At 75.6% G+C, this 22,020-nt stretch carries 17 protein-coding genes, 2 tRNA genes and 1 pseudogene; 7 read left to right on the top strand and 13 right to left on the bottom strand.

What is annotated here, in order from left to right; all coding sequences use genetic code 11:
* Positions 1–24 precede the first annotated feature (24 nt).
* A complete protein-coding gene (locus AC1VL8_RS09730; protein ID WP_389226359.1) occupies positions 25–183 on the bottom strand; it encodes a DUF5679 domain-containing protein in 159 nt (52 codons plus the stop codon).
* A gap of 292 nt (positions 184–475) precedes the next feature.
* On the opposite strand from AC1VL8_RS09730, the gene AC1VL8_RS09735 reads away from it, so the two are divergent.
* Positions 476–1,036 (top strand): YgjP-like metallopeptidase domain-containing protein, encoded by a 561-nt coding sequence (locus tag AC1VL8_RS09735; RefSeq protein ID WP_483076225.1) that lies wholly within the window; start codon positions 476–478, stop codon positions 1,034–1,036.
* A 7-nt stretch (positions 1,037–1,043) separates the two neighbouring features.
* Here AC1VL8_RS09735 and AC1VL8_RS09740 read toward each other — a convergent pair whose 3' ends face one another.
* Positions 1,044–2,462: a zinc-dependent metalloprotease gene (locus AC1VL8_RS09740; protein WP_483075026.1), complete on the bottom strand. Its 1,419-nt coding sequence runs from the start codon at positions 2,460–2,462 to the stop codon at positions 1,044–1,046.
* A 125-nt stretch (positions 2,463–2,587) separates the two neighbouring features.
* On the opposite strand from AC1VL8_RS09740, the gene AC1VL8_RS09745 reads away from it, so the two are divergent.
* Positions 2,588–3,715, top strand: coding sequence for a YlbL family protein (locus tag AC1VL8_RS09745; protein ID WP_483075027.1), 1,128 nt, complete (start codon positions 2,588–2,590; stop codon positions 3,713–3,715).
* 10 nt (positions 3,716–3,725) lie between these two features.
* On the opposite strand, the gene AC1VL8_RS09750 is transcribed toward AC1VL8_RS09745, so the two are convergent.
* The gene (locus AC1VL8_RS09750) at positions 3,726–4,103 is read right to left on the bottom strand and encodes a PPA1309 family protein (RefSeq protein ID WP_483075028.1); all 378 of its coding nucleotides are present in this window, start codon (positions 4,101–4,103) and stop codon (positions 3,726–3,728) included.
* Positions 4,104–4,483: 380 nt separating this feature from the next.
* Here AC1VL8_RS09750 and AC1VL8_RS09755 point away from each other — a divergent pair, with 380 nt between their 5' ends.
* Together AC1VL8_RS09755 and AC1VL8_RS09760 are read left to right on the top strand one after the other, a co-directional pair.
* Positions 4,484–7,507, top strand: a complete 3,024-nt coding sequence (locus AC1VL8_RS09755; RefSeq protein ID WP_483075029.1) for a UPF0182 family membrane protein — start codon at positions 4,484–4,486, stop codon at positions 7,505–7,507.
* 101 nt (positions 7,508–7,608) lie between these two features.
* Positions 7,609–7,683 (top strand) — tRNA-Met (locus tag AC1VL8_RS09760).
* A 121-nt stretch (positions 7,684–7,804) separates the two neighbouring features.
* Here AC1VL8_RS09760 and AC1VL8_RS09765 read toward each other — a convergent pair.
* The gene (locus AC1VL8_RS09765; protein ID WP_483075030.1) at positions 7,805–7,942 is read right to left on the bottom strand and encodes a hypothetical protein; all 138 of its coding nucleotides are present in this window, start codon (positions 7,940–7,942) and stop codon (positions 7,805–7,807) included.
* Positions 7,943–8,125: 183 nt separating this feature from the next.
* On the opposite strand from AC1VL8_RS09765, the gene AC1VL8_RS09770 reads away from it, so the two are divergent.
* Positions 8,126–8,200: transfer RNA gene (locus tag AC1VL8_RS09770), tRNA-Met, on the top strand.
* Positions 8,201–8,354: 154 nt separating this feature from the next.
* On the opposite strand, the gene AC1VL8_RS09775 is transcribed toward AC1VL8_RS09770, so the two are convergent.
* Positions 8,355–8,483: a hypothetical protein gene (locus AC1VL8_RS09775; RefSeq protein WP_483076278.1), complete on the bottom strand. Its 129-nt coding sequence runs from the start codon at positions 8,481–8,483 to the stop codon at positions 8,355–8,357.
* Between AC1VL8_RS09775 and AC1VL8_RS09780 the strand changes: the two genes are divergently transcribed.
* On the top strand, positions 8,467–8,793 hold the full coding sequence (locus AC1VL8_RS09780) for a GNAT family N-acetyltransferase (RefSeq protein ID WP_483076226.1): 327 nt from the start codon (positions 8,467–8,469) through the stop codon (positions 8,791–8,793). The genes AC1VL8_RS09775 and AC1VL8_RS09780 overlap by 17 nt on opposite strands.
* Before the next feature lie 133 nt (positions 8,794–8,926).
* Here AC1VL8_RS09780 and AC1VL8_RS09785 read toward each other — a convergent pair.
* From AC1VL8_RS09785 to AC1VL8_RS09800, 4 genes and pseudogenes are all read right to left on the bottom strand, one after another.
* Positions 8,927–10,483: pseudogene (locus tag AC1VL8_RS09785) on the bottom strand (methyl-accepting chemotaxis protein); the annotation flags it as partial.
* 35 nt (positions 10,484–10,518) lie between these two features.
* A complete protein-coding gene (locus AC1VL8_RS09790; protein WP_483075031.1) occupies positions 10,519–12,060 on the bottom strand; it encodes an ATP-dependent DNA ligase in 1,542 nt (513 codons plus the stop codon).
* Between the two features lie 91 nt (positions 12,061–12,151).
* A complete protein-coding gene (locus AC1VL8_RS09795; protein WP_483075032.1) occupies positions 12,152–13,582 on the bottom strand; it encodes a Na+/H+ antiporter in 1,431 nt (476 codons plus the stop codon).
* Between the two features lie 2 nt (positions 13,583–13,584).
* Positions 13,585–13,728, bottom strand: coding sequence for a hypothetical protein (locus AC1VL8_RS09800; protein ID WP_483075033.1), 144 nt, complete (start codon positions 13,726–13,728; stop codon positions 13,585–13,587).
* 317 nt (positions 13,729–14,045) lie between these two features.
* On the opposite strand from AC1VL8_RS09800, the gene AC1VL8_RS09805 reads away from it, so the two are divergent.
* Positions 14,046–15,758, top strand: a complete 1,713-nt coding sequence (locus tag AC1VL8_RS09805; protein ID WP_483075034.1) for an HNH endonuclease signature motif containing protein — start codon at positions 14,046–14,048, stop codon at positions 15,756–15,758.
* A 24-nt stretch (positions 15,759–15,782) separates the two neighbouring features.
* Here the strand turns inward: AC1VL8_RS09805 and AC1VL8_RS09810 are convergent, their stop codons facing one another.
* From AC1VL8_RS09810 to AC1VL8_RS09825, 4 genes are read right to left on the bottom strand one after another with little or no spacing between them, the layout of a single operon-like run.
* Entirely contained in the window at positions 15,783–17,309 is a 1,527-nt protein-coding gene (locus tag AC1VL8_RS09810) for a GH1 family beta-glucosidase (RefSeq protein WP_483075035.1), read from the bottom strand.
* Complete coding sequence (locus tag AC1VL8_RS09815; protein ID WP_483075036.1) at positions 17,306–17,506, bottom strand: hypothetical protein; 201 nt, start codon at positions 17,504–17,506, stop codon at positions 17,306–17,308. Before AC1VL8_RS09815 ends, AC1VL8_RS09810 begins: the two co-directional genes overlap by 4 nt.
* The gene (locus AC1VL8_RS09820) at positions 17,472–19,895 is read right to left on the bottom strand and encodes a glycoside hydrolase family 2 protein (protein ID WP_483075037.1); all 2,424 of its coding nucleotides are present in this window, start codon (positions 19,893–19,895) and stop codon (positions 17,472–17,474) included. The genes AC1VL8_RS09815 and AC1VL8_RS09820 overlap by 35 nt, the downstream gene beginning before the upstream one ends.
* A gap of 48 nt (positions 19,896–19,943) precedes the next feature.
* Complete coding sequence (locus tag AC1VL8_RS09825) at positions 19,944–22,013, bottom strand: beta-galactosidase (RefSeq protein WP_483075038.1); 2,070 nt, start codon at positions 22,011–22,013, stop codon at positions 19,944–19,946.
* Between the last annotated feature and the right edge of the window lie 7 nt (positions 22,014–22,020).

Below are 22,020 nucleotides of genomic sequence, written 5' to 3' on the forward strand. Positions count from 1 at the left end.
GCCGTCGTCCACAGGTCGGGTTCGTCAGGCCTTGCCGAGGATCCGGTTCAGCCGGGTGCCGCACACGGGGCACACGGCCTTGGCCATCCGGCGGCCGGACTCGGAGACCACGACCTCGCCCTCCGACTGGCGCTTCTCCTTGCACTTCACGCAGTAGAACTCGCCGGCGTAGGTCTCGGCCATCGGTGTCTCCTCAGCTGGTGCGCGGGGCGCGCCGGAGCCGGCGCCCGCCCAGTATCCACGCCGGGGACCGCCGGGGGAGGGCGTTCGAGGAGGGGGTTCGGGGAGCGCGCCCCGGGGTGCCCGCCGACGGGGCTGCGTGGTCCGGACCCGCTCGCCACGCGGGACGTCGCCCGGAACCCGGCCCGGAACCGCTAGCGTGCCTGTCGTGCAGCCGTCGACGGAGCACGGGACCAGCGCGCCGGGCGACCCGGCGCGCTCGACGCTGCCCTCGTCCGCGCCCGACCCGGGCCCCGTGGAGGTCCGCCGCTCACGTCGCCGGTCCCGGACCGTGACCGCGTACCGGGAGGCCGGCAAGACGATCGTCGCGATCCCCGCCGGGTTCACCCGCGCGCAGGAGCGCGAGTGGGTCCGGCGGATGCTCGACCGCCTCGCCACCCAGGAGCAGCGGCGCCGCCCCTCGGACGACCAGCTGGTGCGCCGCGCCGCCGAGCTGTCCTCGCGCTACCTCGGCGGGCGTGCCGTCCCGTCGAGCGTGCGGTGGTCCGCCAACCAGGGCCGCCGGTGGGGGTCGTGCACGGTCGGCGACGGGAGCATCCGGATCTCCGACCGGTTGCGCGGCATGCCGTCCTGGGTGACCGACTACGTCCTGCTGCACGAGCTCACCCACCTGCTGCACGCGGGGCACGGCCCGGAGTTCTGGGCCGAGCTCGAGGCGTACCCCCGGACCGAGCGGGCCCGCGGGTTCCTCGAGGGCTACGCGTTCGCCGAGCGCGCCCCGGACGAGCCGGGCGCCCTGGACGGACCGGGCGCCGACGCCGACGAGGGTCCGCCGGCGGCGTCCGAGGCGGACTGAGCCCCGGTCAGCGCTGCTCGGTCGGACCCTCGGGCTCTCCGGTGCCGTCGTCCTCGCCCAGGATCTCCGCCAGCGCCTTGTCGAGGTCGGCGTGCTCGCCCTCGGCCTCGGCCCGGCGGGTGCCGTAGCCCGCGGGGTCGTCCAGGTCCTCGGCGGTCGGCATCAGGTCGGGGTGGTCCCAGACGGCGTCGCGGGCCTCGGGGCCCTGCTCGCGGGCGATCCGCGCCCACAGCGCCGCGGCGTCGCGCGACCGGCGCGGCCGCAGCTCCAGGCCGACCAGCGTCGCGAACGTCTGCTCGGCGGGGCCACCGGCCGCGCGGCGCCGGCGGATCATCTCGCGCAGCGCGACGGCGTGCGGCAGGTGGGGGAGCGCGGCGGTCGCGGTGACCTCGTCGACCCAGCCCTCGACGAGGGCGAGCGACGTCTCCAGCCGACCGAGGACGGCCTGCTGCTCGGGGGTGGTCTGCGGGGCGAACACGCCGGACGACAGGGCGCCCTGCAGCGCGGCGGGGTCGGTCGGGTCGATGGACCGGACGGACTCCTCCAGGCTCTCGACGTCGATGGTGATGCCGCGGGCGTAGGCGTCGACGGCGGTCAGCAGGTGGCCGCGCAGCCAGGTGACGTGCGTGAAGAGCCGGGCGTGCGCGGCCTCGCGCAGCGCGAGGAACAGCCGGACCTCGTCGAGCGGCACGTCCAGGCCCTCGGCGAACTCCGCCACGTTGCCGGGCACGAGCGCGGTCGCGGGGTCGGCGACCAGCGGCAGGCCGACGTCGGTCAGGCCGAACACCTCGCGGGACAGCGAGCCGGCGGCCTGGCCGACCTGCATCCCGAACACCAGCGCGCCGAGCTGGCGCATCATCGCGGCCGGGTCGACGGCGCCGCCCGCGAGCCCCGCGGGCAGGCCGTCGCCCTCGGGCAGCTGGTCGGCGAGCGTCGAGGCCAGGGCGTTCGACATCGACGTGGCGACGGGCTCGGTCAGCGTCCGCCACGTCGGCAGCGTCTGCTCGACCCACTCCGAGCGGGACAGCGCGCGCACGTGGCCGCCGGCCGGCGGGAGGTCGGTCGCGGCGTCCAGCCACAGCTCCGCGACGCCCAGCGCCTCGGTCGCCTGGCGGACCTGCGCGGGGCTGAGCACCGGGTCGCCGCCGGTCACCGCGGCCTGCCGGGCGATGTCGTGCGCGACGTCCCAGTTCACCGGGCCGTCGCCGCTGCCGGACAGCATCCGCTGCACCTGGGCGACGACCTGCTGGAGCACGGCCGGGTCGTCGGGCAGCCCGGACGCCTTCGCCATCTCGGCCGGGTCGAGGCCCTGGGCGCGCATCTGCGCGATGGCCTCGTCCGCGCCGGGGCCGAACATCTGGCGCAGCATCTGCTCCCAGGCGGAGCCGCCGGTCGGCTCGGGCTGGCGGGGGTCGTCGGTGCTCATCGGTGCTCCCGGGGCTCGTCGAGGTGCCACCGTAACCACACCGGATGTGCGTCGCGGCTGCCCGCACCCCGCGGTTCGCTGAGGGCGCACGCCGGGTGCACATCCGCGTGCGGCATGATCGTCCGGTGCCTGCCGAGCCCGACCAGCCCGAGTCCCTCCCGGACGCCCCCGCCGCACCCGAGCCCCCGGTGACCGAGCCGGTCTCCCGGCGCGCGGCGCTGCTGACCGTCGGGATGCTCACGACCGCCGCGCTGCTCGTCGTGCTGCTGCTCTTGCCGGTGCCGTACGCGGTGAACTCGCCCGGCCCCACGCTGGACACCCTCGGCTCGCACGACGACACCGCCCTCATCACGATCGAGGGCGCGGAGACGTTCGACTCCACCGGCGAGCTGCGGCTCACCACCGTGTCGAGCACCGGCGGCCCCGGCTACCCGGCGAGCGTGCTCGGCGTGCTCGTCGGCTGGGTCGCGCCCGACCGGCTGGTGCTCCCCGTCGAGACGGTGTTCCCCCAGGACGCCACGCAGGAGCAGCTCGACCAGCAGAACGAGGCCCAGATGGTGTCCTCGCAGGAGAACGCGGCGGTCGCGGCGCTCGAGGAGCTCGGCTACACCGTGCCCGTCACCCTGACCGTGCACGACGCGGTCGAGGGCAGCGGCGCCGCGGGGGTCGTGCAGCCCGACGACGTGCTGGTGTCGTTCGACGGCACCGCGCTGACGTCCTACGGGCAGCTGATCGACCTGCTCGACGGCACGGAGCCCGGCAGCACGGTCACGCTCGGGGTGCTGCGCGACGGCGCCGAGGTCGACCTCGACGTCGTCACCGCCGCGCGCGAGGACGGCGACGGGAGCCAGCTCGGCGTCTTCATCGACCCGACGTTCGACCCGCCGGTCGACGTGCAGATCCAGATCGACCGGATCGGCGGGTCCAGCGCGGGCACGATGTTCGCGCTCGGGATCATCGACAAGCTCACGCCCGAGGACGAGGCGGCCGGCCAGGTGATCGCCGGCACCGGGACGATGGACCTCAACGGCGCCGTCGGCCCGATCGGCGGCATCCGGCAGAAGATGGCCGGCGCCGTGCGGGACGGTGCCGCGTGGTTCCTCGCGCCCGCGGACAACTGCGACGAGGTCGTCGACCACGTGCCGGACGGCCTGCGGGTCGTGCGGATCGCGACGCTGCACGAGGCCCGCGAGGCCGTCGAGGCGATCGGCGCGGGCGACGCCGGGGACCTGCCGACCTGCACCGCGGGCTGACGCCGGTCCGTCAGGCGAACGTCGCCCGCAGCGCCTCGGTCAGGCCGGGGACCACGTCCGCGCCCTGACCGACGGCCTCGTCCGCGTCGGCGGCGCGCTGGCGGACCGCGCACCACGAGGTGCCGTCGCGCAGCACACCGACCGCGAGGCGCACGTCCTGGCGCTGCGGGTGGGCGAGCAGCGCGGCCACGGCGGCCTCGGCGTCGTCGGGCAGGCCCTCCTCGGCCTCCGGCGGCAGCACGATCCGCTCGACGGTGAGCGCAGCGCCGTCGACCCCGTCCGGCCAGGCCATCCCGCCGAGCAGGCCCTCGAGGTCGTCGCTCGCGGGCAGGCCCTCCTGCTCGACCGACGTGAGGTGGTGCGGGTCGGCGGCCGCGGCGGCGAGCACGTCGGGCGGAGCTGGCCGGCGAGCGCGGGCTCCGCGGCGAGCGCCGCCTGGGTCCTGACCAGGGCGAACACCCGCACGGGGCCGTCCCAGCCGCCGGTGGCGACGTGCCGCTCGATCTCGACGACGGCCTCCGCGAGCGCGGCCTGGGCGGGCGGGACCGCGGGCGCGCCGGGTGCCGTGCCGGGCGCGGCGGCGGCGTCGGTACGGTCGTCGGGGGCGGGGCTGGCGGGCGTCTGCGTCACGTGCGCCATCCTCCCACCCCGGCGCGGGAACCCCTGCGGCCCCTGACGCGTTGTGACCAGCGTGTGCGCCGGGTGTGAGGATCTGAGCAGCCGCCGCCGCGCGCGTGACCCGTACCCGACGACGAGGACCTCCAGGCCGTGACCTTCGCCAACCCGTCCGCCCAGCAGCCCCGGGGGCCACGCCCGCCCCGGCCCCCCCGAGGAGCGTCCGCCCGTCGGCGCCCCAGCCCGATCGCGATCACCGTCGCGGTGCTCGCCGTCGTCGTGCTGGCGGTGCTGATCCTCGCCCAGCTCTGGACCGAGGTGATGTGGTTCGACCAGCTCGGCTTCTCCGAGGTCCTGTGGACCCAGTGGCTGACCCGCGCCGCGTTGTTCGTCGCGGCGTTCCTGATCATGGCCGGCGCCGTGTTCGCCAGCCTCGCGATCGGGTACCGCAGCCGCCCGGTCTACGCCCCGTCCAACCAGGAGCAGGCCAGCCTGGACGCGTACCGCGAGGCCGTCGAGCCGCTGCGCCGCGTCGTGCTGTTCGCCGGTCCCGCCGTGCTCGGCCTGTTCGCGGGCATCGCCGCGTCGCAGCAGTGGAGCACCGTGCAGCTGTGGCTGCACAGCACCCACGTCGGGGAGGTCGACGCCCAGTACGGCATCGACCTGTCCTTCTACATGTTCGAGCTGCCGGGCATGCGGTTCGTCGTGAGCTTCCTCATGGCCGTGACGGTGCTCGCGGGCATCGCCGGCGTCGCCACCCAGTACCTCTACGGCGGGTTCCGCGTCGGCGGCTCCGCGGGCACCCCGCGGGTGACCAAGGCCGCGCGCGTGCAGCTGTCGGTGACCGGCGCGGTGCTGCTGGTCCTCGTCGCCGCGAACTACTGGCTCGACCAGTACTCGATCCTCACGCAGGAGGGCGACCGGTTCGCCGGCGCCTCGTACACGGACGTCAACGCGGTCATCCCGTCCAAGCAGATCCTCGCGGTCGTCGCGCTGCTGGTCGCGGTCATGTTCGTCATCACCGCGATCCGCGGCACCTGGAAGATCCCGGCCATCGGCGTCGGCGTCATGGTCGTCGGGGCGGTCGTCATCGGCGGCATCTACCCGGCGGTCGTGCAGCGGTTCCAGGTGAACCCGAACCAGCAGGACGCCGAGTCCGAGTTCATCCAGCGCAACATCGACGCGACCCTCGCGGCGTACGGGCTGGAGGACGTGGAGACCTCGCCGTACGACGCGAACGTCACCGCCGAGCCCGGCGCGCTGCGCGAGTACGCGGAGACGACCGCGTCGATCCGCCTGCTCGACCCGCAGGAGGTCTCGAACTCGTTCCGCCAGCTCGAGCAGGTCCGCGGGTTCTACTCCTTCCCCGACACGCTGTCCGTCGACCGGTACGAGATCGAGGGCGAGAGCCGCGACACCGTGATCGCGGTCCGCGAGCTCGACCTCGAGGGCCTCGACGTCCAGCGCCGCAACTGGACCAACGACACCACCGTCTACACGCACGGCTTCGGCGTCGTCGCGGCCTACGGCAACACCACGACGTCGACCGGCGCGCCCGAGTTCTGGCAGGGCGGCATCCCGTCCACCGGCCAGATGGGCGAGTACGAGCCGCGGATCTACTTCGGCCAGAGCTCGCCGAGCTACTCGATCGTCGGCGCCCCCGAGGGTCAGGAGTGGGAGCTCGACTACCCGGACGACGAGTCCGGCGGCGCCGTGAACACCTCGTTCCCGACCGACGAGGTCTCCGCGGGCCCGGCCATCGGGTCGATGTGGAACAAGCTGCTCTACTCGATCAAGTTCGGGTCCGAGCAGATCCTGTTCTCCGACCGCGTCACGTCCGAGTCGCAGATCCTCTACGACCGCGACCCCACGGACCGCGTCCAGAAGGTCGCCCCGTACCTGACGCTCGACGGCCGCGTGTACCCGGCGGTCGTGGACGGCCGTGTGAAGTGGATCGTCGACGGCTACACGACGTCCGACCAGTACCCGTACTCCGCGTCGCAGGCGCTGGAGGAGGCCACGGTCGACTCCCTCACCCTGACCTCGAACACCATCGAGGCGCAGCAGCCCGCCACCGTGAACTACATCCGCAACTCGGTCAAGGCCACGGTCGACGCCTACGACGGCAGCGTCACGTTGTACGCGTGGGACGCCGAGGACCCGGTCCTGCAGTCGTGGAGCAAGGTGTTCGACACCTCGCTGGAGCCGGTCTCCGAGATCAGCGCCGACCTGATGAGCCACATCCGGTACCCCGAGGACCTGTTCAAGGTGCAGCGCACCCTGCTCGGGACCTACCACGTGACCGACCCGGGCCAGTTCTTCTCCGGCAACGACGCGTGGCGGACCCCGAACGACCCGACGGCCGGCGACGCGAACGTCGCGCAGCCGCCGTACTACCTGACGCTGGAGATGCCCTCGCAGGACAGCGCCTCGTTCTCGCTCATGTCGTCCTACGTGCCCGCGGGTGGCAACGCCCGTGACGTGCTGACCGGGTACCTCGCGGTCGACGCGGAAGCGGGGTCGACGGCGGGTGAGCCGGCGGAGGGCTACGGCAAGATCCGGCTGCTGGAGCTGCCACGCGACTCCACGGTCCCCGGGCCGAACCAGATGAACAACAACTTCACCTCCAACCCCGAGGTGTCGAACGAGCTCAACATCCTCGGCCGCGGCGACTCCGAGGTCATCCGCGGCAACCTGCTGACCCTGCCCGTCGGCGGCGGCCTGCTGTACGTGCAGCCGGTCTACGTCCAGGCGTCCAGCGGCACGCAGTTCCCGTTGCTCCAGCGGGTGCTGGTGGCGTTCGGCGACGAGATCGGGTTCGCCAGCACCCTCGACGAGGCGCTGGACCAGGTGTTCGGCGGGGACGACGGGACCGCGGCCGGCGACGCCGGCAACGAGATCGAGCCCCCGGACGCGAGCCAGGGGGAGGGCGACGGCACCGAGCCCGAGCCCAGCCCGTCGGCCGAGCCCACGGACGGCGCCACCGCGCCGGCCACCCCGGGCGACGCGGCGACGCGCCTGTCCACCGCGCTCGACGCGGCGAACCAGGCCATCCAGGACGGTCAGGCCGCGCTCGCCGACGGCGACTTCGCCGCCTACGGCCGGGCCCAGGAGGCGTTGCAGCAGGCGCTGAACGACGCGGTCGCCGCGGACCAGGAGCTCAACCCGGGCTCCTGAGCACGCAGCACGCACGGCGGCGGGCCGGTTCCCCTCGGGGAGCCGGCCCGCCGCCGCGATTTGGACCTGACGTCACCCTGGCGTAACGTAGGAGTCACCGACGCGGGGTGGAGCAGCTCGGTCAGCTCGCTGGGCTCATAACCCAGAGGTCGCAGGTTCAAATCCTGCCCCCGCTACACAGGCCGACGCAGATCGGTGACGAAGGCCCGGACCACACGGTCCGGGCCTTCGTCGTCGGCGCACCCGCGTTCGTCGCTCTCATGCAGGGCCGTGCACCATCCGGCTCGGGCCCACCGTTCACACGGCGGCGGCGAGCGCGACCACAGCCACCGCCGCGACGAGCACGACCACCCACCCCTGCCAGGTCCGGGGACCGACGCCGATGCCGAACCGCTTGGGGCCGAACCAGGGCCTGCGGTCCTTGGTGCTGGTCACTGGCTGTCCTCTCGTCGTGGGTCACGTCCGACGGAGTCGGTCGCCTGCCGACGACGCTAGAACCGGGTGGAGCAAGCCGCCGGGACGAACGTCGCGGGCGCGCCTCCCCGGACCGACGTGTCGACCGTCACCCCCGCCCGAGTTGGTCCTGGCCCGGGGGTCGCGTAGCGTGGTGTTCACCGACGCGGGGTGGAGCAGCTCGGTCAGCTCGCTGGGCTCATAACCCAGAGGTCGCAGGTTCAAATCCTGTCCCCGCTACACAGGCCGATGCAGATCGGTGACGAAGGCCCGGACCACACGGTCCGGGCCTTCGTCGTGCACGGGCGTGAGCGTGCGGGCGCGGGCGGTCTACCCGTCGCGGTGGGCCGGGTGGTTGACTACCGCGCGTGTCCACACCTGCCGCCCCCGACGGCTACGCGTTCTCGGCCGACCCGGCCCGGATCGACCCGGAGCGGGTCCACGCCCTGCTGGTCGAGCACACGTACTGGGCCGCGACCCGCACCCGGGAGACCCACGACGCGGCGATGGCGGGCTCCCGCAACTACGGCGTGCACCTGACGGCGACGGGGGAGCAGGTCGCCTACGCGCGCGTCATCACGGACGGGGTCACGTTCGCGTGGCTCGCGGACGTCGTCGTGGCGCCGGAGCACCGGGGGCGGGGCCTCGGTCGCCTGCTCGTCGCCGGGGTGCTGGCGGACCTGGAGCCGCTCGGCCTGAAGCGCGTCGTGCTGAAGGCGTCCGCCGACGGGCGCGCCCTGTACGAGCGGTTGGGCTGGCACGGCGTCGCCGACCCGGGGGACTGGATGGAGCGGGGCCAGGGCGGTCGGCCGCTGGCGTCCGACCGGCCCTGACCCGCGCCCGTCTCAGACCCGGAACCGCCCCACCAGCCCCTTGCAGCTCGGTGGACATCTCGGCCAGGGACGTCACGGCGTGCCGGGAGTCCGCCGCACCCTGCGTGGTGAGGTCGGCCGCGCCCGCCACCCCGGCGATGTTGGCGGCGATCTCGCCGGAGCCGCTCGCCGCCTCCACGACGCTGCGGTTCATCTCGGAGGTCGTCGCCGTCTGCTGCTCGACGGCGCTGGAGATCGACAGCTGGAAGTCGTTGATCTGCGTGATGATGCCCGCGACCTCGTCGATCGCCGCGACCGCGCCGCGGGTGTCGACCTGGATCGACTCGACGCGGCGGGCGATGTCCTCGGTGGCCTTCGCCGTCTCCTGGGCGAGCTCCTTGACCTCCCCGGCCACGACCGCGAACCCCTTGCCCGCCTCACCCGCACGCGCGGCCTCGATGGTCGCGTTCAGCGCCAGCAGGTTCGTCTGCTCGGCGATCGACGTGATCATCTTGACGACGTTGCCGATCTCCTTGCTCGACTCGTCGAGGCGGTCCATCGTCGCGGTGGTGGTGCCCACCGCGGCGACCCCGCGACCGGCGACCTCCGCCGCCCGGGACGCGCTGCGGGCGATCTCCTCGATGCTCGCGCCCATCTCCTCGGAGCCGGCGGCGACCGTCTGGATGTTCCGCGACACCTGCTCGGCGGCGGCGGACACCACGCCGGCCTGCGCGGCGGTCTCCTCGGCGGACGCCGCGATCTGCCCACTGGTCGCGGACATCTGCTCCGCGGCGGAGGCGAGGGTGCCCGACGACGCGTCGATGGTGCCGAGCACCTCCCGGAGCGTGCCGACGGCCGTGTCGAGCGCCGAGCCCATGAGGCCGACCTCGTCGCGGGACGTCAGCCCGGCGGTGACGGTGAGGTCGCCGCGCTCGAGGGCGTCCGCGACCCGGCGGACCCGCTGCAGACCCCGGACGATCGACCGGGCGACCAGCAGCCCCAGCCCGACGGCCAGCGCGATGCCGACGACCAGCACCGCGACGACGGTCGTCCGGCTGTCCTGGTAGGCGGCGGTGGCGTGCTCGGCCGCGGCGGAGGCAGCCGCCTCCTCGCCCTCGACCAGCGTGGTCACGGACGACGTCATGGCGTCGATGACCGGCTGGGCGACGGTGTCGCGGACCTCGGCGAACGTCGCGAGCTCGCCCGCGCGGCTCGCGGGCAGCATCTGGTCGTCGCGGATCTCGAGGTACTGCGCGAGCGCGGTCTCGAAGTCGGCGAGGGCGGCGCGTTCCGCATCGTCGAGGTCCAGCGCGCCGTACGCCGTGACGGCGTCGTGCAGCTCGGCCTCGCTCGCGGCGATCCGGTCCTCCATCTGGCCCATCACCGTGTCGTCGGTGCTCAGGGCGTGGTTGGTGAGGTCCAGCCGCATCTGGATCATCGCGCGGCGCATGGTCGCGGCGTGCTGCAGGCCGGTGAAGCTCTGCTCGTACATCGCGGTCGTGGCCGCGTTGGTGGTGGACAGCGCCGAGATGCCGATCAGGCCGACTGCGATGCCGACGGCAGCGGCGACGAGGACGGCCGCGACGACCCGGGTGCTGACCCCGCGGTCGCGCACCCAGGCGGCGAGCGACGGGCGGGCGGTGCTGGTGGTGGTGTGCACAGGAGTCTCCGGGGAACAGGGGGCGCCCCCTGCGCCCCGCGTCCGTCCCATCGGCGGGAGGTCCCGGGTGAGATAGGACCTTGGTCCTAGATGTTCTCGGGCGCCGCCAGCGCGCGCACCGCGTCGATCGTGTCCGCCTCGCCCGCGGCCCGGTCGTCCCGGTACCGGAGCACCCGCGCGAACCGCAGCGCGACCCCGCCCGGGTAGCGGGGCGAGCGCTGCACCCCGTCGAACGCGACCTCGACGACCTGCTCCGGGCGCACCGTGACCGTCCAGCCGTCGTCGGCGACCTCGAGCTCGCGGAACCGTGCGGTCTGCCACGCCAGCACCTCGTCGGTCATGCCCTTGAACGTCTTGCCGAGCATGACGAACCCGCCCGCCGGGTCCCGGGCGCCGAGGTGGATGTTCGACAGCGACCCCGCGCGTCGGCCCGACCCGCGCTCGACCGCGAGCACCACCAGATCGAGGGTGTGCCGCGGCTTGACCTTCACCCACGCGCCGCCGCGCCGGCCCGCCTCGTAGGGCGCGTCGGCGTCCTTGACGATCACGCCCTCCTGGCCCGCTGCCACCCATCCGGCGAACGCGTCCTGCGCCCGCGCCGGGTCGTCGGTGGTCAGCCGTTCGACGCCGTGCCCCGCGGCGACGGCGTCGAGCGCGGCGAGCCGCTCGGTCAGCGGCGCGTCGAGCAGGTCGCGGCCGTCGACGTGCAGGACGTCGAAGAAGAACGGGTGCAGGGTGGTCGCCGCCGCGACGTCGGCGTCACGGGTGGCGCTGCGGGCGGCGGTCTCCTGGAACGGCCGGGGCCGGCCGTCGGGCCCGACCGCCAGCGCCTCGCCGTCGAGCACCACCGACCGCACCGGCAGGGCGCGGACGGCGGCGACGACCTCCGGGACGCGGTCGGTGAGGTCGTCGAGGCTTCGCGTGAACACGCGGACGTCGTCGCCGTCGCGGTGCACCTGGATCCGGATGCCGTCGAGCTTCGCGTCCACCACCACCGCGCGGCCGCCGAACCCCGCGACCGCGGTGGCGACGTCGGGCGCGGACGCCGCGAGCATCGGGCGCACCGGGCGGCCGACCGTCAGGCCGAACGCGGCGAGGGCGGCGCTCGCGGCGGCGGCGTCGGGAGCGGCGAGGGCGGCCGCCGCGACGGGCTCGGTGGCGCCGGCCAGCATCGCGGCGCGCCGGACCTCCGCGACGGGGACGCCCGCGGCCTCGGCGACCGCGTCGAGCAGCAGCGCGTCGAGGGCGCCCTGGCGCAGCTCGCCCGAGACCAGGCCCGCGAGCAGGTGCTGCTCAGGGGCGGTCGCGGCCCCGAACAGCTCGGTCGCCGCGGCGGCGCGCGCGGTCGACGAGCCGGTGCCGGACAGCCCCGCCATCCGCTCGAACGCGGCGTCCACCGCGAGCACGTCCAGCGTCGGGTCGGCCGCCGGCTCGGGCAGCGTCCGCAGCGACCGCCAGCCGAGTCCCGTGCGCCGCTGCCGGAGCTGGCCGCCCAGGTACCGGGCGACGACGGGCACCTCGTCGGGTCCGGTGCGGCGCAGCAGGTCGACGAGCAGCGCGCGCTTGGCCAGGCGGGAGCGCGTCGCCGCGAGGGCGGCGGAGGTGGCGGCGACGTCGGCGAGCAGCATGCCGCCATCGTGCCGCCACCCACCGACACCCGCTCGGGGGCCGTGCGCTGGGCCGTGCGCTGGGCCGTGCGCGCGGGCGCCTGCGGTGGGGCTACTCCGGGGCGAGCGCGCCGCGGGTGAGCCGGACCTCCTCGGCATCCAGCTGGGCCTGCACCTCGCGCAGCACGATGTCGTCGATCCGCTGCTCGTCGCGCAGCCGCACGACCGCGGCGCGCTTGTGGGCGAGCACGGCCAGGCGCAGGGCCTCGAAGTCCCGCTCCCGGGCCCGCCCGCCGGCGGTGTCGTCGTCGGTCTGCTCCAGCGCCTCGGCGTGCATCCGGTACTCGGCCTCGAGCTTCGTGACGATCTTCCCGCCCAGGCCGAGCCGGTCCGCCTCGGCGGGCAGGGCCTCGAGCGCGGCGCGGGTGGCGGCCACCTCGGCCTCGTGCCGCTCGTCCTCGAGCGCGTCGTCGGCGGGCAGCCGCGCCCAGCGCACCACGGCCGGCAGCGTGAGGCCCTGCACGAGGAGCGTCGCGAGGATCACGCCGCCCGTGACGAAGACGATCACGTCGCGCCCCGGGAACGGCGCCCCGTCGGCCGTCGTCTCGGGGACACCCAGCGCCGCGGCCAGCGACACCGCACCGCGGAACCCGGCCCAGGCGCTCGGCATCCGGTGCCGCCAGCCCACCCGGCGGGTGCGCTGGACCGGGCGGCGGTCGATCGCGCGGATGACGTAGGGCGTGGTGTGGAACCACAGCAGCCGCGTGCCGATGACCGCGACGAACGCGGCGGCCGTCCAGCCCACGGCGTGCCAGGTGTCGGTCGAGGACAGCCCGTCGGCGGCCGTGATGAGCTGCATCCCGACCAGCACGAACAGCCCGCCGTTCAGGACGTGGCTCACCACCGCCCAGAACGACTGCGACTGCACGCGGGCGGCCGCCGGGATGACCCGCGGACCGCTCTGGCTGATCAGCAGGCCCGCGACGACGACGGCCAGGACGCCGGAGGCGTGCACGAGCTCCGCGAGCAGGAACGCCGCGAACGGCGTGAGCAGGCTGACGACGCTCTGCTGCAGCGGTTCGCGCGCCCGCTCCCGCAGCTGCACCGCCAGCCACCACACGGCGACGCCCGCCGCGGCCCCGCCGAGGTAGGACACCGCGAACCGCCCGGCCAGGTAGCCGCCGGTGACCGGCTCGGCGACGGCGTGCACCGCGATCGCGTAGATCACCAGGGCGGTGCCGTCGTTCACCAGGCTCTCGGCGCGCAGCGTGGTCAGCGTCCGGCGCGGCATCCCGCGGGCGACCCCCGCGACGGCGGTCGCGTCCGTGGGCGCGAGCACCCCGCCGAGGATCCACGCGGGCCCCCACGGGACGCCCAGGGCGTGCAGCACGACGGCGACGGCGCCGGCGGTGAGCAGCACGAGCAGGACGCTGACCAGGACGATCACCCGCAGGTTCGCCCGGATCTCCCGCAGCGACGTCGTCAGGCTCTCCCAGTAGAGCAGCGCGGGCAGGACGACCAGCAGCACGAGCTCGGGCGGCACGGTCAGCCCCGGAACGCCGGGACGAACCCGAGCGCCAGGCCGAGCACCAGCAGGACCAGCGGCGGGGCGACGTGCAGGCGCCGGCCCAGGGCCGTGCCGACGAGCAGGGCGACGAGGACGACGACGATGAGCTCGAGCGTGGGCACGGCGCCTCCGGGAGCGGGCAGGGACGGGGCGGCGCGGCGGTGCGGGCGCCGGCGGGGCCGACGGCCGCGGCCGTGTCAGCGAGCATCGTGGACCCCGGGGTGCGCGGCGGCAAGGGGTGGGGCCGCGGGGGCGTGTCAGTGGTCGGTCCTAGGGTGGCTTCATGCCCGTTGACCTGCGACGACACGCCGCCGTCCGGTCGTCGCGCGCCCTCGGGAGCCGCGGCGGCCGGTCCGGTCGTGCTGCGGGTGCGGGGGCGGGTGCGGGTGCGCGCGGGCGGTGGGCACGCGCCGTGGGGGCGGGCACGGCACCCGACCCGATGACGCGCTTCCCGTTCCACGAGACCGATCCCGAGGCGGAGGCCGTCGCGCGTCCGCGGCAGACCGGACCGCACGCGCCCGCGCCGGACGTGGCCGCCGTCGCGCCCGGCCCGGAGCTCGCCGAGCTGCTCACCCTGATCGACCCGGCGGACGTGTCCGACGCCGACCTCGTGGAGCTCGTCGACGCCGCCGTCCGGCAGGCCGCGTGGGCCCACGCCTGCGCCGCCCGGTACACGGCGCTGCTGGACCGGCGCGCGTCCATGCACCCCGTGCTCGGGCGGGGTCGGATCCCCGAGGGGGAGAAGACGGTCACGCCCGAGGAGGTCGCGATGCGCCTGGCGTGGTCGCGGCGGCAGGGCCGGCGGCTGCTGCGGCAGGGGCTCGCGTTCGACCGCGACCTCGGCGACACGGGTGCGGCGCTCGCCCGCGGGCAGATCGACGCGACGCGCGCCGGTGTCCTCGTCGACCGGCTGGCCGGCCTGCCCGTCCCCGTGACGCTCGACGTGCAGGAGGCGGTGCTGCCCGCCGCGCCGGGGCGCACGGCCACGCAGCTCGCCGCGGACGTGGACCGCGCGCTGATCACCGTCGACCCGGCCGAGGCCGCGGCGCGCCGGCAGCACGCGCGCACCCGGCGGTGCGTGGAGCGACCGCGCGCGCTGCCCGACGGGATGGCGCGGCTGACCGCCGTGCTCGCGGCGCCCGACGCCGCCCGGATCCACACGACCCTCGACGCGGCGGCCCGCACCGCGCGCGCCGCCGGCGACCCGCGCACGGTCGACCAGCTGCGCGCCGACGGGCTCACCGACCTCGTGCTGCACCGCGCGTGCGCGGCGGCGCTGCCGACCGTCGCGGCTTCCGGGGACGTCGCCGCCGGGCCGGGCGGTGCCTGTACCGGGGACGTCGCCGCCGGGCGGGGCGGAGCCGGGTCTGCCTTCGCCGTGCCCGACGCCGGTCTTCCGGGCTACGCGACTCCCGCCTCTGCCGTGCCTGCCTCTGCCCCGCCCGACGCCGACGACGCCGCCGCGCCGCACGCGGTGCTGGTGGACGGGGTGGCCCTCGCGGGCGTGACGGCGGCCGACGTCGAGCACCCCGGCGACCTCGCCGACGAGACCTGCCCCTCGCGCCGACGCCGCCCCACGACGACCGTCCACGTCACCGTGCCGTTCAGCACGCTCATGGGCGTCGACGACCAGCCCGGCGAGCTCGCCGGGTACGGCCCCGTCGACGCCGCGACGGCCCGGGCGCTCGCGGTCGGCGGGGTGTGGCGGCGCCTGGTCACCGACCCGCTGTCCGGTTCGCTGCTCGACCTCGGGCGCACCCGCTACCGGCCGACCGCCGCGCTCGACGAGCACGTCCGGACCCGCGACCGCACCTGCGTCCGGCCGGGCTGCTCCGCGCCCGCACGCTGCTGCGACGTCGACCACACCCGCGAGTACCACCGGCAGCCCGGGCAGCCGGCGCAGCCCGGGCAGGCGGACGCGGACGCCTGCCCGCTCGGGACCACCAGCGCCGACAACCTCGGGCTGCTCTGCCGGCGCGACCACCTGCTGAAGACCACCGGCGGCTTTCGGCTGACCCAGGTCGAGCCGGGACGGTTCCGCTGGGTCACCCCGACCGGGCAGGTCTACACCGTCGAGCCGGGACGCGACCCCGCGCCGCCACCCGGCTGGTCGCCGCGGCAGGACGAGCGGTTCGGCCCGCCGCCGTTCTGACGAGGGGCCGGACCGCCGCGGGGATCAGCGGGCCGGCGCCTCCGCGTCCACCGCCACCACGTCCACCGCCACCACGTCCACCTCCGCCGCGTCCACCTCCGCCGCGTCCACCTCCGCCGCGTCCACCTCCGCCGCGTCCATGTCCACCGCCGGAAGCTCGCCCGTCGTCGCGAGCCGCCGGTACCAGTGCCCGGAGTCCTTCACGGTGCGGGTCATCGTCGGGTAGTCGACGTGCACGAGCCCGAACCGCCGCTCGTACCCGAACGCCCACTCGAAGTTGTCCATCAGCGACCACGCCATGTACCCGCGCACGTCCGCGCCGGCGTCCATCGCCGCCCCGAGGGCCTCGACGTGCGCGTGCAGGTACGCGACCCGCTCGGCGTCGTGCACCCGGCCGTCGGGGGTGACGACGTCGGGGTACGCGGCGCCGTTCTCGAGGACGTACAGCGGCAGGTCGGGCCGCCGCCGGTGCAGGGACACCAGCAGCTCGGTGAACCCGGCGGGGTCGACGAGCCAGTCCATCGCGGTGTGCGGTCCGGCCTGGGGGAGCCACTCGACGCCGGTGGCGACGTCGGCGGGCGGCCGCTGCTCCGCGGACGCGCGGCCGTGCGCGGGGGCGGTCGCGGGCCCGGTCGCGGCGCGGACCAGGGACGTCGTGTAGTAGTTGACCCCCAGCGCGTCGAGGCGGGTGTGCACCAGGTCGAGGTCGCCGTCCCGCACGAACGACCAGTCGGTGAGGTGCGCGGTCTCCTCGACGACCCCGTCGGGGTAGGCGCCGTCGAGCAGCGGCCCGAGGAACACCTCGTTGGCGACGCGGTCCAGCCGGTCCTTGGCGGCGACGTCGGCGGGGTCGTCGGTGGCGGCGCGGTTCACCTCGAGGTTGAGGGTGATCGACACCGGTGCGTCGTCCCCGGCGGCGTCCCGGACGGCCCGGGCCCCGAGGCCGTGCGCGAGGTTGAGCGTGTGCACGGCGGCGAGCGCCCGCGCGGGGTCCTGGACGCCGGGGGCGTGCTCGCCCGACGAGTACCCGAGGTACGCGGAGCACCAGGGCTCGTTGAGGGTGGTCCACAGGTGCACCCGGTCGCCGAGGGCGTCGGCGACGAGGCCGGCGTAGTCGGCGAACCGCCAGGCGGTGTCGCGCTCGGGCCACCCGCCGGCGTCCTCCAGCGGCTGCGGCAGGTCCCAGTGGTACAGGGTGACGACGGGCGCGATGCCGCGGTCCAGCAGCCGGTCGGTGAGCCGGCGGTACAGGTCGAGCCCGCGCTGCTCGGCGGGGCCGCGGCCGGTGGGCTGGACGCGCGGCCAGGCGACGGAGAACCGGTAGGCGCGCAGCCCGAGGTCGGCCATCAGCGCCACGTCCTCGTCGAGGCGGTGGTAGTGGTCGGTCCCGGTGTCGCCGGTGTCGCCGTTCAGCACGGCGCCGGGGGTGCGGGAGAACGTGTCCCAGATCGACGGGCCGCGGCCGTCGGCGGTGACCGCGCCCTCGATCTGGTACGCGGCCGTCGCGGCGCCCCAGAGGAAGTCCGGCGGGAACCGGCGGGGCGCGGTCACCGGACGGCCTCGGCCTCGAGCGGAGCCGGTGCGGCGCCGAGGTCCTGCGGGATCTCGCGCTGCGCGACGCCCCGCAGGTCGTTCGCGGACCGCAGCACGGGCGCGGCGACGAGCGCCGCGAGGTCGAGGACCTCCGCGGTGCGGACGTGGAACGTGGCGCGCTCACCGGCGGGCAGGGTGACGAGGGCCCGGTCCACGGTGGCGTCGGCGGCGAGCCGGTCGACGTGCAGCGTGACGTCGGCGGCGTAGGACCGGGCGACGACGTCGACGCGGTAACCGCCGGGTTCCCGGGCGGCGGTGGCGCGCACGGCGTCCGGGTCGAGGTGCAGGTCGACGTCCTCGACGGCGGTCCACGTGGCGAGCCGGGCGTCGGGCCCGGTGCCGCACCGCGCGAGGACGACCTCCGCCGCCGGGTCGCCGGGGGTGGCGACGTCGCGGGGGACGGGCAGCACGGCCACGGACCGCGGCGCGACCTCGACGGGCAGGTGCGCGGCCGCGGCGACGACACCGACCAGGGACTCGCGCCGGACCTCGGCGGTGCCGGTCCACGGCTCGTCGGTGTCGTTGGTGACGACCACGTGCAGCACGTCGTCGCGCTCGGTGAGGAACACCGCGCGGGGCTCGCCGGCCGCGCGCAGGGCGAACCACAGCGGCTTGGGCCGCCCGGCGCCGTCGACGGCCGCCCAGGAGGTGACGGGCCAGCAGTCGTTGACGCTGCCACACGATCCAGCCGGCGGTGCGCGGCCACCAGGACCGGTAGTGCTCGACGGCGTGCCGGACCGCGCGGGCCTGGTTGAGCTGGGCCGCCCAGTGCCAGTCCGCGAAGTCGGCGGGCACCCCGAGGTGCGGGGCCATGCCGCGGTCGAGCTTGCCGTTGCCGTCCTCGGCCTTCTGGTGCACGAGGAACACCGGGTCCTCCTGCGGGGCGGGCGCGTCGGCGAGAGGCCCGCCGTCGGCGGCGTGCACCGACTCGGTCAGGGTGCGCCAGGCGGGCGGTCCCTGGAAGCCGAACTCCGAGCAGAACCGGGGGATCTCCGAGCGGTACACGGTGTAGTCGACGCGGTTCCACACCTCCCACTGGTGGTGCGAGCCGTGGTCCGGGTCGTTGGGGTGCACGTCCTCGGGGTCGCGGCGGGGCGTGAACGGGCTGTTCGTCGCGTACGGCCGGGTCGGGTCGAGCTCGGCGAGCACGGCGGGGAACAGCTCCGCGGCGTACCACCGGCCCCAGGTGGCGTCGCCGAGCTCCTGCTTCCAGCCCCAGTCCTCGTGGCCCCACAGGTTCTCGTTGCCGCCGTTCCAGAGCACGAGCGAGGGGTGCGGCATCAGCCGGACGACGTTCTCCCGCGCCTCGGCCTCGATCTCGGAGCGCAGCGGCTCCTCCTCGGGGTAGGCGGCGCAGGCCAGCAGGAAGTCCTGCCAGACGAGCAGCCCGCGCTCGTCGCACGCGGCGTAGAAGTCCTCGGACTCGTACATCCCGCCGCCCCAGACGCGCAGCAGGTTGAGGTGCGCGCCGAGCGCCTGGTCCAGCCGGGCGTCGAGGCGCTCGCGGGTGATCCGGGTGACCAGGTGGTCGTCGGGGATCCAGTTGGCGCCGCGCACGTCGACCGCCCGGCCGTTGACGACGAGCGTGAACCGGGTGCCGTGCTCGTCGTCGGCGGTGTCCAGCACGACGGAGCGGAACCCGATCCGGCGCCGCCAGGTGTCGAGCGGCGCGCCGGCGAGCGGCGCGTCGGCGGACGGCGCGTCGGCAGCCAGCGTCACCTCCAGGTCGGCGAGCGGCTGCGCGCCGTGCCCGACGGGCCACCACACGGGGGCGTCGGGGACGGCGAGCTCGACGGCGGCGGTGTCCGCGCCCGCGGGGACCTCGACCGACGCCGACACCCCGAGCACCGTCGCCCGCACGGTCAGCGGGCCGGCGGGCGCCAGGCCCGAGCGCTCGACGTCGACGTGCACGGCGACGCGGCCGGTGCCGTCGGGGTCGAGCGCGACGAGCGGCCGGACCCGCGCGAGCCGTGCGACGGACCAGCGCTCGACGCGCACGGGCTTCCACAGCCCGAGGGTCCGCAGGTCGGGCCCCCAGTCCCAGCCGAACGAGCAGGCCATCTTCCGGACGAAGTTGAACGGCCGGGGGCTGTAGGCGGACGGCCGGGCGCCGAGGGCGTCGCGGAGCTCGTCGCCGTAGGCGGTCGCGGACCGCAGGTCGACGGTGAGCAGCCGGGAGCGGCCGTCGGCGAGGTCGCGCACGTCGTAGCGGTAGGACCGGTGCATGTTGGCGGACGCGCCCAGCACGCGGGTGCCGACCGCGACGGTGGCGACGGTGTCGACGCCGTCGAGCACGAGGTCGACGCGCTCGCCGTCCGCCGCGGGCGCCAGGGTCAGGCCGCGCTCGTACTGCCAGTCGGTGTCGTGCAGCCAGCGCACGGCGTCCTCGTGCGCGTCGAGGTACGGGTCGGGGATCAGGCCCGCGGCGAGCAGGTCCGTGTGCACGGAGCCGGGGACGGCCGCGTCGAGGGTGCCGATGCCCGCCGGGACGGGGCCGGCGGTGGGCGTGACGGTCCAGCCGTCGGTCAGGTCGTGGTGCTGCACGGGGTCGCTCCCGGGTGTCGCAGGGTCTCAGGGCTTCGCAGGGGTGGGTCAGGGGGTCGCGGGGTGCTCGCGCAGGACGCGCACCCCGCCGGCGGGCACGGTGGTCACCGGGCCGTGGTCGGTGCCGGTGAGCAGGTCGGTGCCTGCGGCGGTGGCCTTCCGGTCGGAGTCGGTGCGGTTGAGCAGGAACAGGTACGACCCGCCCGCGCCGACCCGGCGGACGGCCTCGATGCCGTGCTCCGCCTCGGCGGTGCGCGGCAGCCCGGCCTCCTCGACCAGCCGGTCGACGACGCGGTCGACGCCGTCGCGGGGGAGCGCGGCCGACACGTACCAGGCGGCGCCGTCGCCGACCTGCCGCCGGGTCACCGCCGCGCCGCCGGCCAGGGACGACGTCGCGTACCGGACGACGGCCTCCGCGCCGTCGAGCTCGACGCGCTCGGTCCAGTCCTCGACGGTGCTGCCGTCGTCGAGCCGCACCTGCTCGCCGGCCTGGAGGGGGTAGAACTCGTCGGTCCACGCGCCGAGCACGTCCGCGAGCGCGCCCAGGCCCGGGCGCACGCGGCCGGTGGGCTCGCACACGCCGGTGAGGTACGTGACCAGCAGGGTGCCGCCGCGGGCGGGCACGGCGCGCAGCCGGTCGGCCTCGGCGTCGGACAGCACCTGCAGGGTCGGGGCGAGCACCAGGTCGTACCCGTCGAGGTCGGTGCCGGGCGGGACGACGTCGCAGAGCACCTGCCGCTCCCACAGGGCGCGGTGCCAGGTCCGCAGCTCGCGCCCGTACCGCAGCGCGCGGTGCGGCGCGAGCCCGTGCTGGAGCGCCCAGCCGGCGACGTCGTCGACGACCATCGCGGCGCGGGCGGGCTCGACCACGGAGCCCTGCACCTCGGCGAGCGACCGCAGGTGGCCGCCGAGCTCGACGACCTCCCGCCAGATCCGGGACCGGGTCCCGCTGTGCGGCACCATCGCCGAGTGGAACTGCTCGGCGCCCGCCGTGGACGCGCGCCACTGGAAGAACAGGGCGCCGTCCGACCCGCGGGCGACGTGGGCGAGGGCGTTCCGGGCGATCTCGCCGGGGTCCTTCGCGCGGTTGCGCTGCTGCCAGCTCGGCGCGCCCGTGGAGTGCTCCATCAGCAGCCACGGGCGGCGCGAGGCGGACATGCCGCGCATCCGGTCGCCCGCGAACGCGAGGTCCTGCTCGCGGTCCGGGTCGTCGACCAGCGTGTAGTGGTCGTTCGCGACGAGGTCGGTGTGCGGCGCCCAGGATGCGTAGTCGACGACCTGCGCGCCGGGGCCGACCATCATGTTCGTGGTCACGGGCGCGTCGGAGTGCTGCTCGAGCACCGCCTTCTCGGCGAGGTAGTGCGCGAGCAGGGCGTCGGAGGAGTACCGCTCGTAGTCGAGGTACAGCCCGGGGTTGGGTGCCCCGTGCTTCCCGCGCGGCGGCAGGATCTGCTCCCACGCGCCGAACCGGTGGCCCCACTGCGCGGTGCCCCACGCCGCGTTGACGGCGTCGACGGACCCGTACCGGTGCGCGAGCCAGTCGCGGAACGCCGCGGCGGACACGTCGCAGTAGCAGCGGGCGTTCCCGCCGCCGAGCTCGTTGCTGACGTGCCACAGCCGGACCGCGGGGTGCCGGCCGTACCGGCGGGCCAGCGCCTCGACGAACCGCAGCGCGTACCGCCGGAACACCGGCGAGCTCGGGCACCAGGCCAGCCGCCCGCCCGGGGGCTGCTGGTAGAGGTCGGCGTCGAACGGCAGCACCTCGGGGTGCGCGGTGTGCAGCCAGGACGGCGGCGCGGCCGTCGGGGTCGCCAGGTCGATCCGGATGCCGTGGTCGTGCAGCAGCGCGACGACCTCGTCCAGCCAGGTCCAGTCCCACACGTCGTCGGCGGTCTCGACCAGGCCCCAGGAGAACACGCCGAGCGTCACGACGTTGACGCCCGCCTCGGCCATCAGCCGGACGTCCTGCTCCCACACCTCGCGCGGCCACTGCTCGGGGCTGTAGTCGCCGCCGTAGGACAGGCCGTCGGTCGGCCACTCGACGGCGCGCGGCGGTCCGGCCGCCGGGACGACGGCGCTCGCGAACACCGCGTCGGCCACGGGCGTCGCCTCAGCCACGGACGCT

The sequence above is a fragment of the Cellulomonas sp. KU4C genome, from assembly GCF_056868065.1.

What these genes read in the sequence shown, in the direction of transcription:
- AC1VL8_RS09730 (WP_389226359.1), bottom strand. Translation starts at nt 183, where the DNA reads ATGGCCGAGACCTACGCCGGCGAGTTCTACTGCGTGAAGTGCAAGGAG.
- AC1VL8_RS09740 (WP_483075026.1), bottom strand. Translation starts at nt 2,462, where the DNA reads ATGAGCACCGACGACCCCCGCCAGCCCGAGCCGACCGGCGGCTCCGCC.
- AC1VL8_RS09780 (WP_483076226.1), top strand. Translation starts at nt 8,467, where the DNA reads ATGGCGGGCTCCCGCAACTACGGCGTGCACCTGACGGCGACGGGGGAG.
- AC1VL8_RS09790 (WP_483075031.1), bottom strand. Translation starts at nt 12,060, where the DNA reads ATGCTGCTCGCCGACGTCGCCGCCACCTCCGCCGCCCTCGCGGCGACG.
- AC1VL8_RS09805 (WP_483075034.1), top strand. Translation starts at nt 14,046, where the DNA reads ATGACGCGCTTCCCGTTCCACGAGACCGATCCCGAGGCGGAGGCCGTC.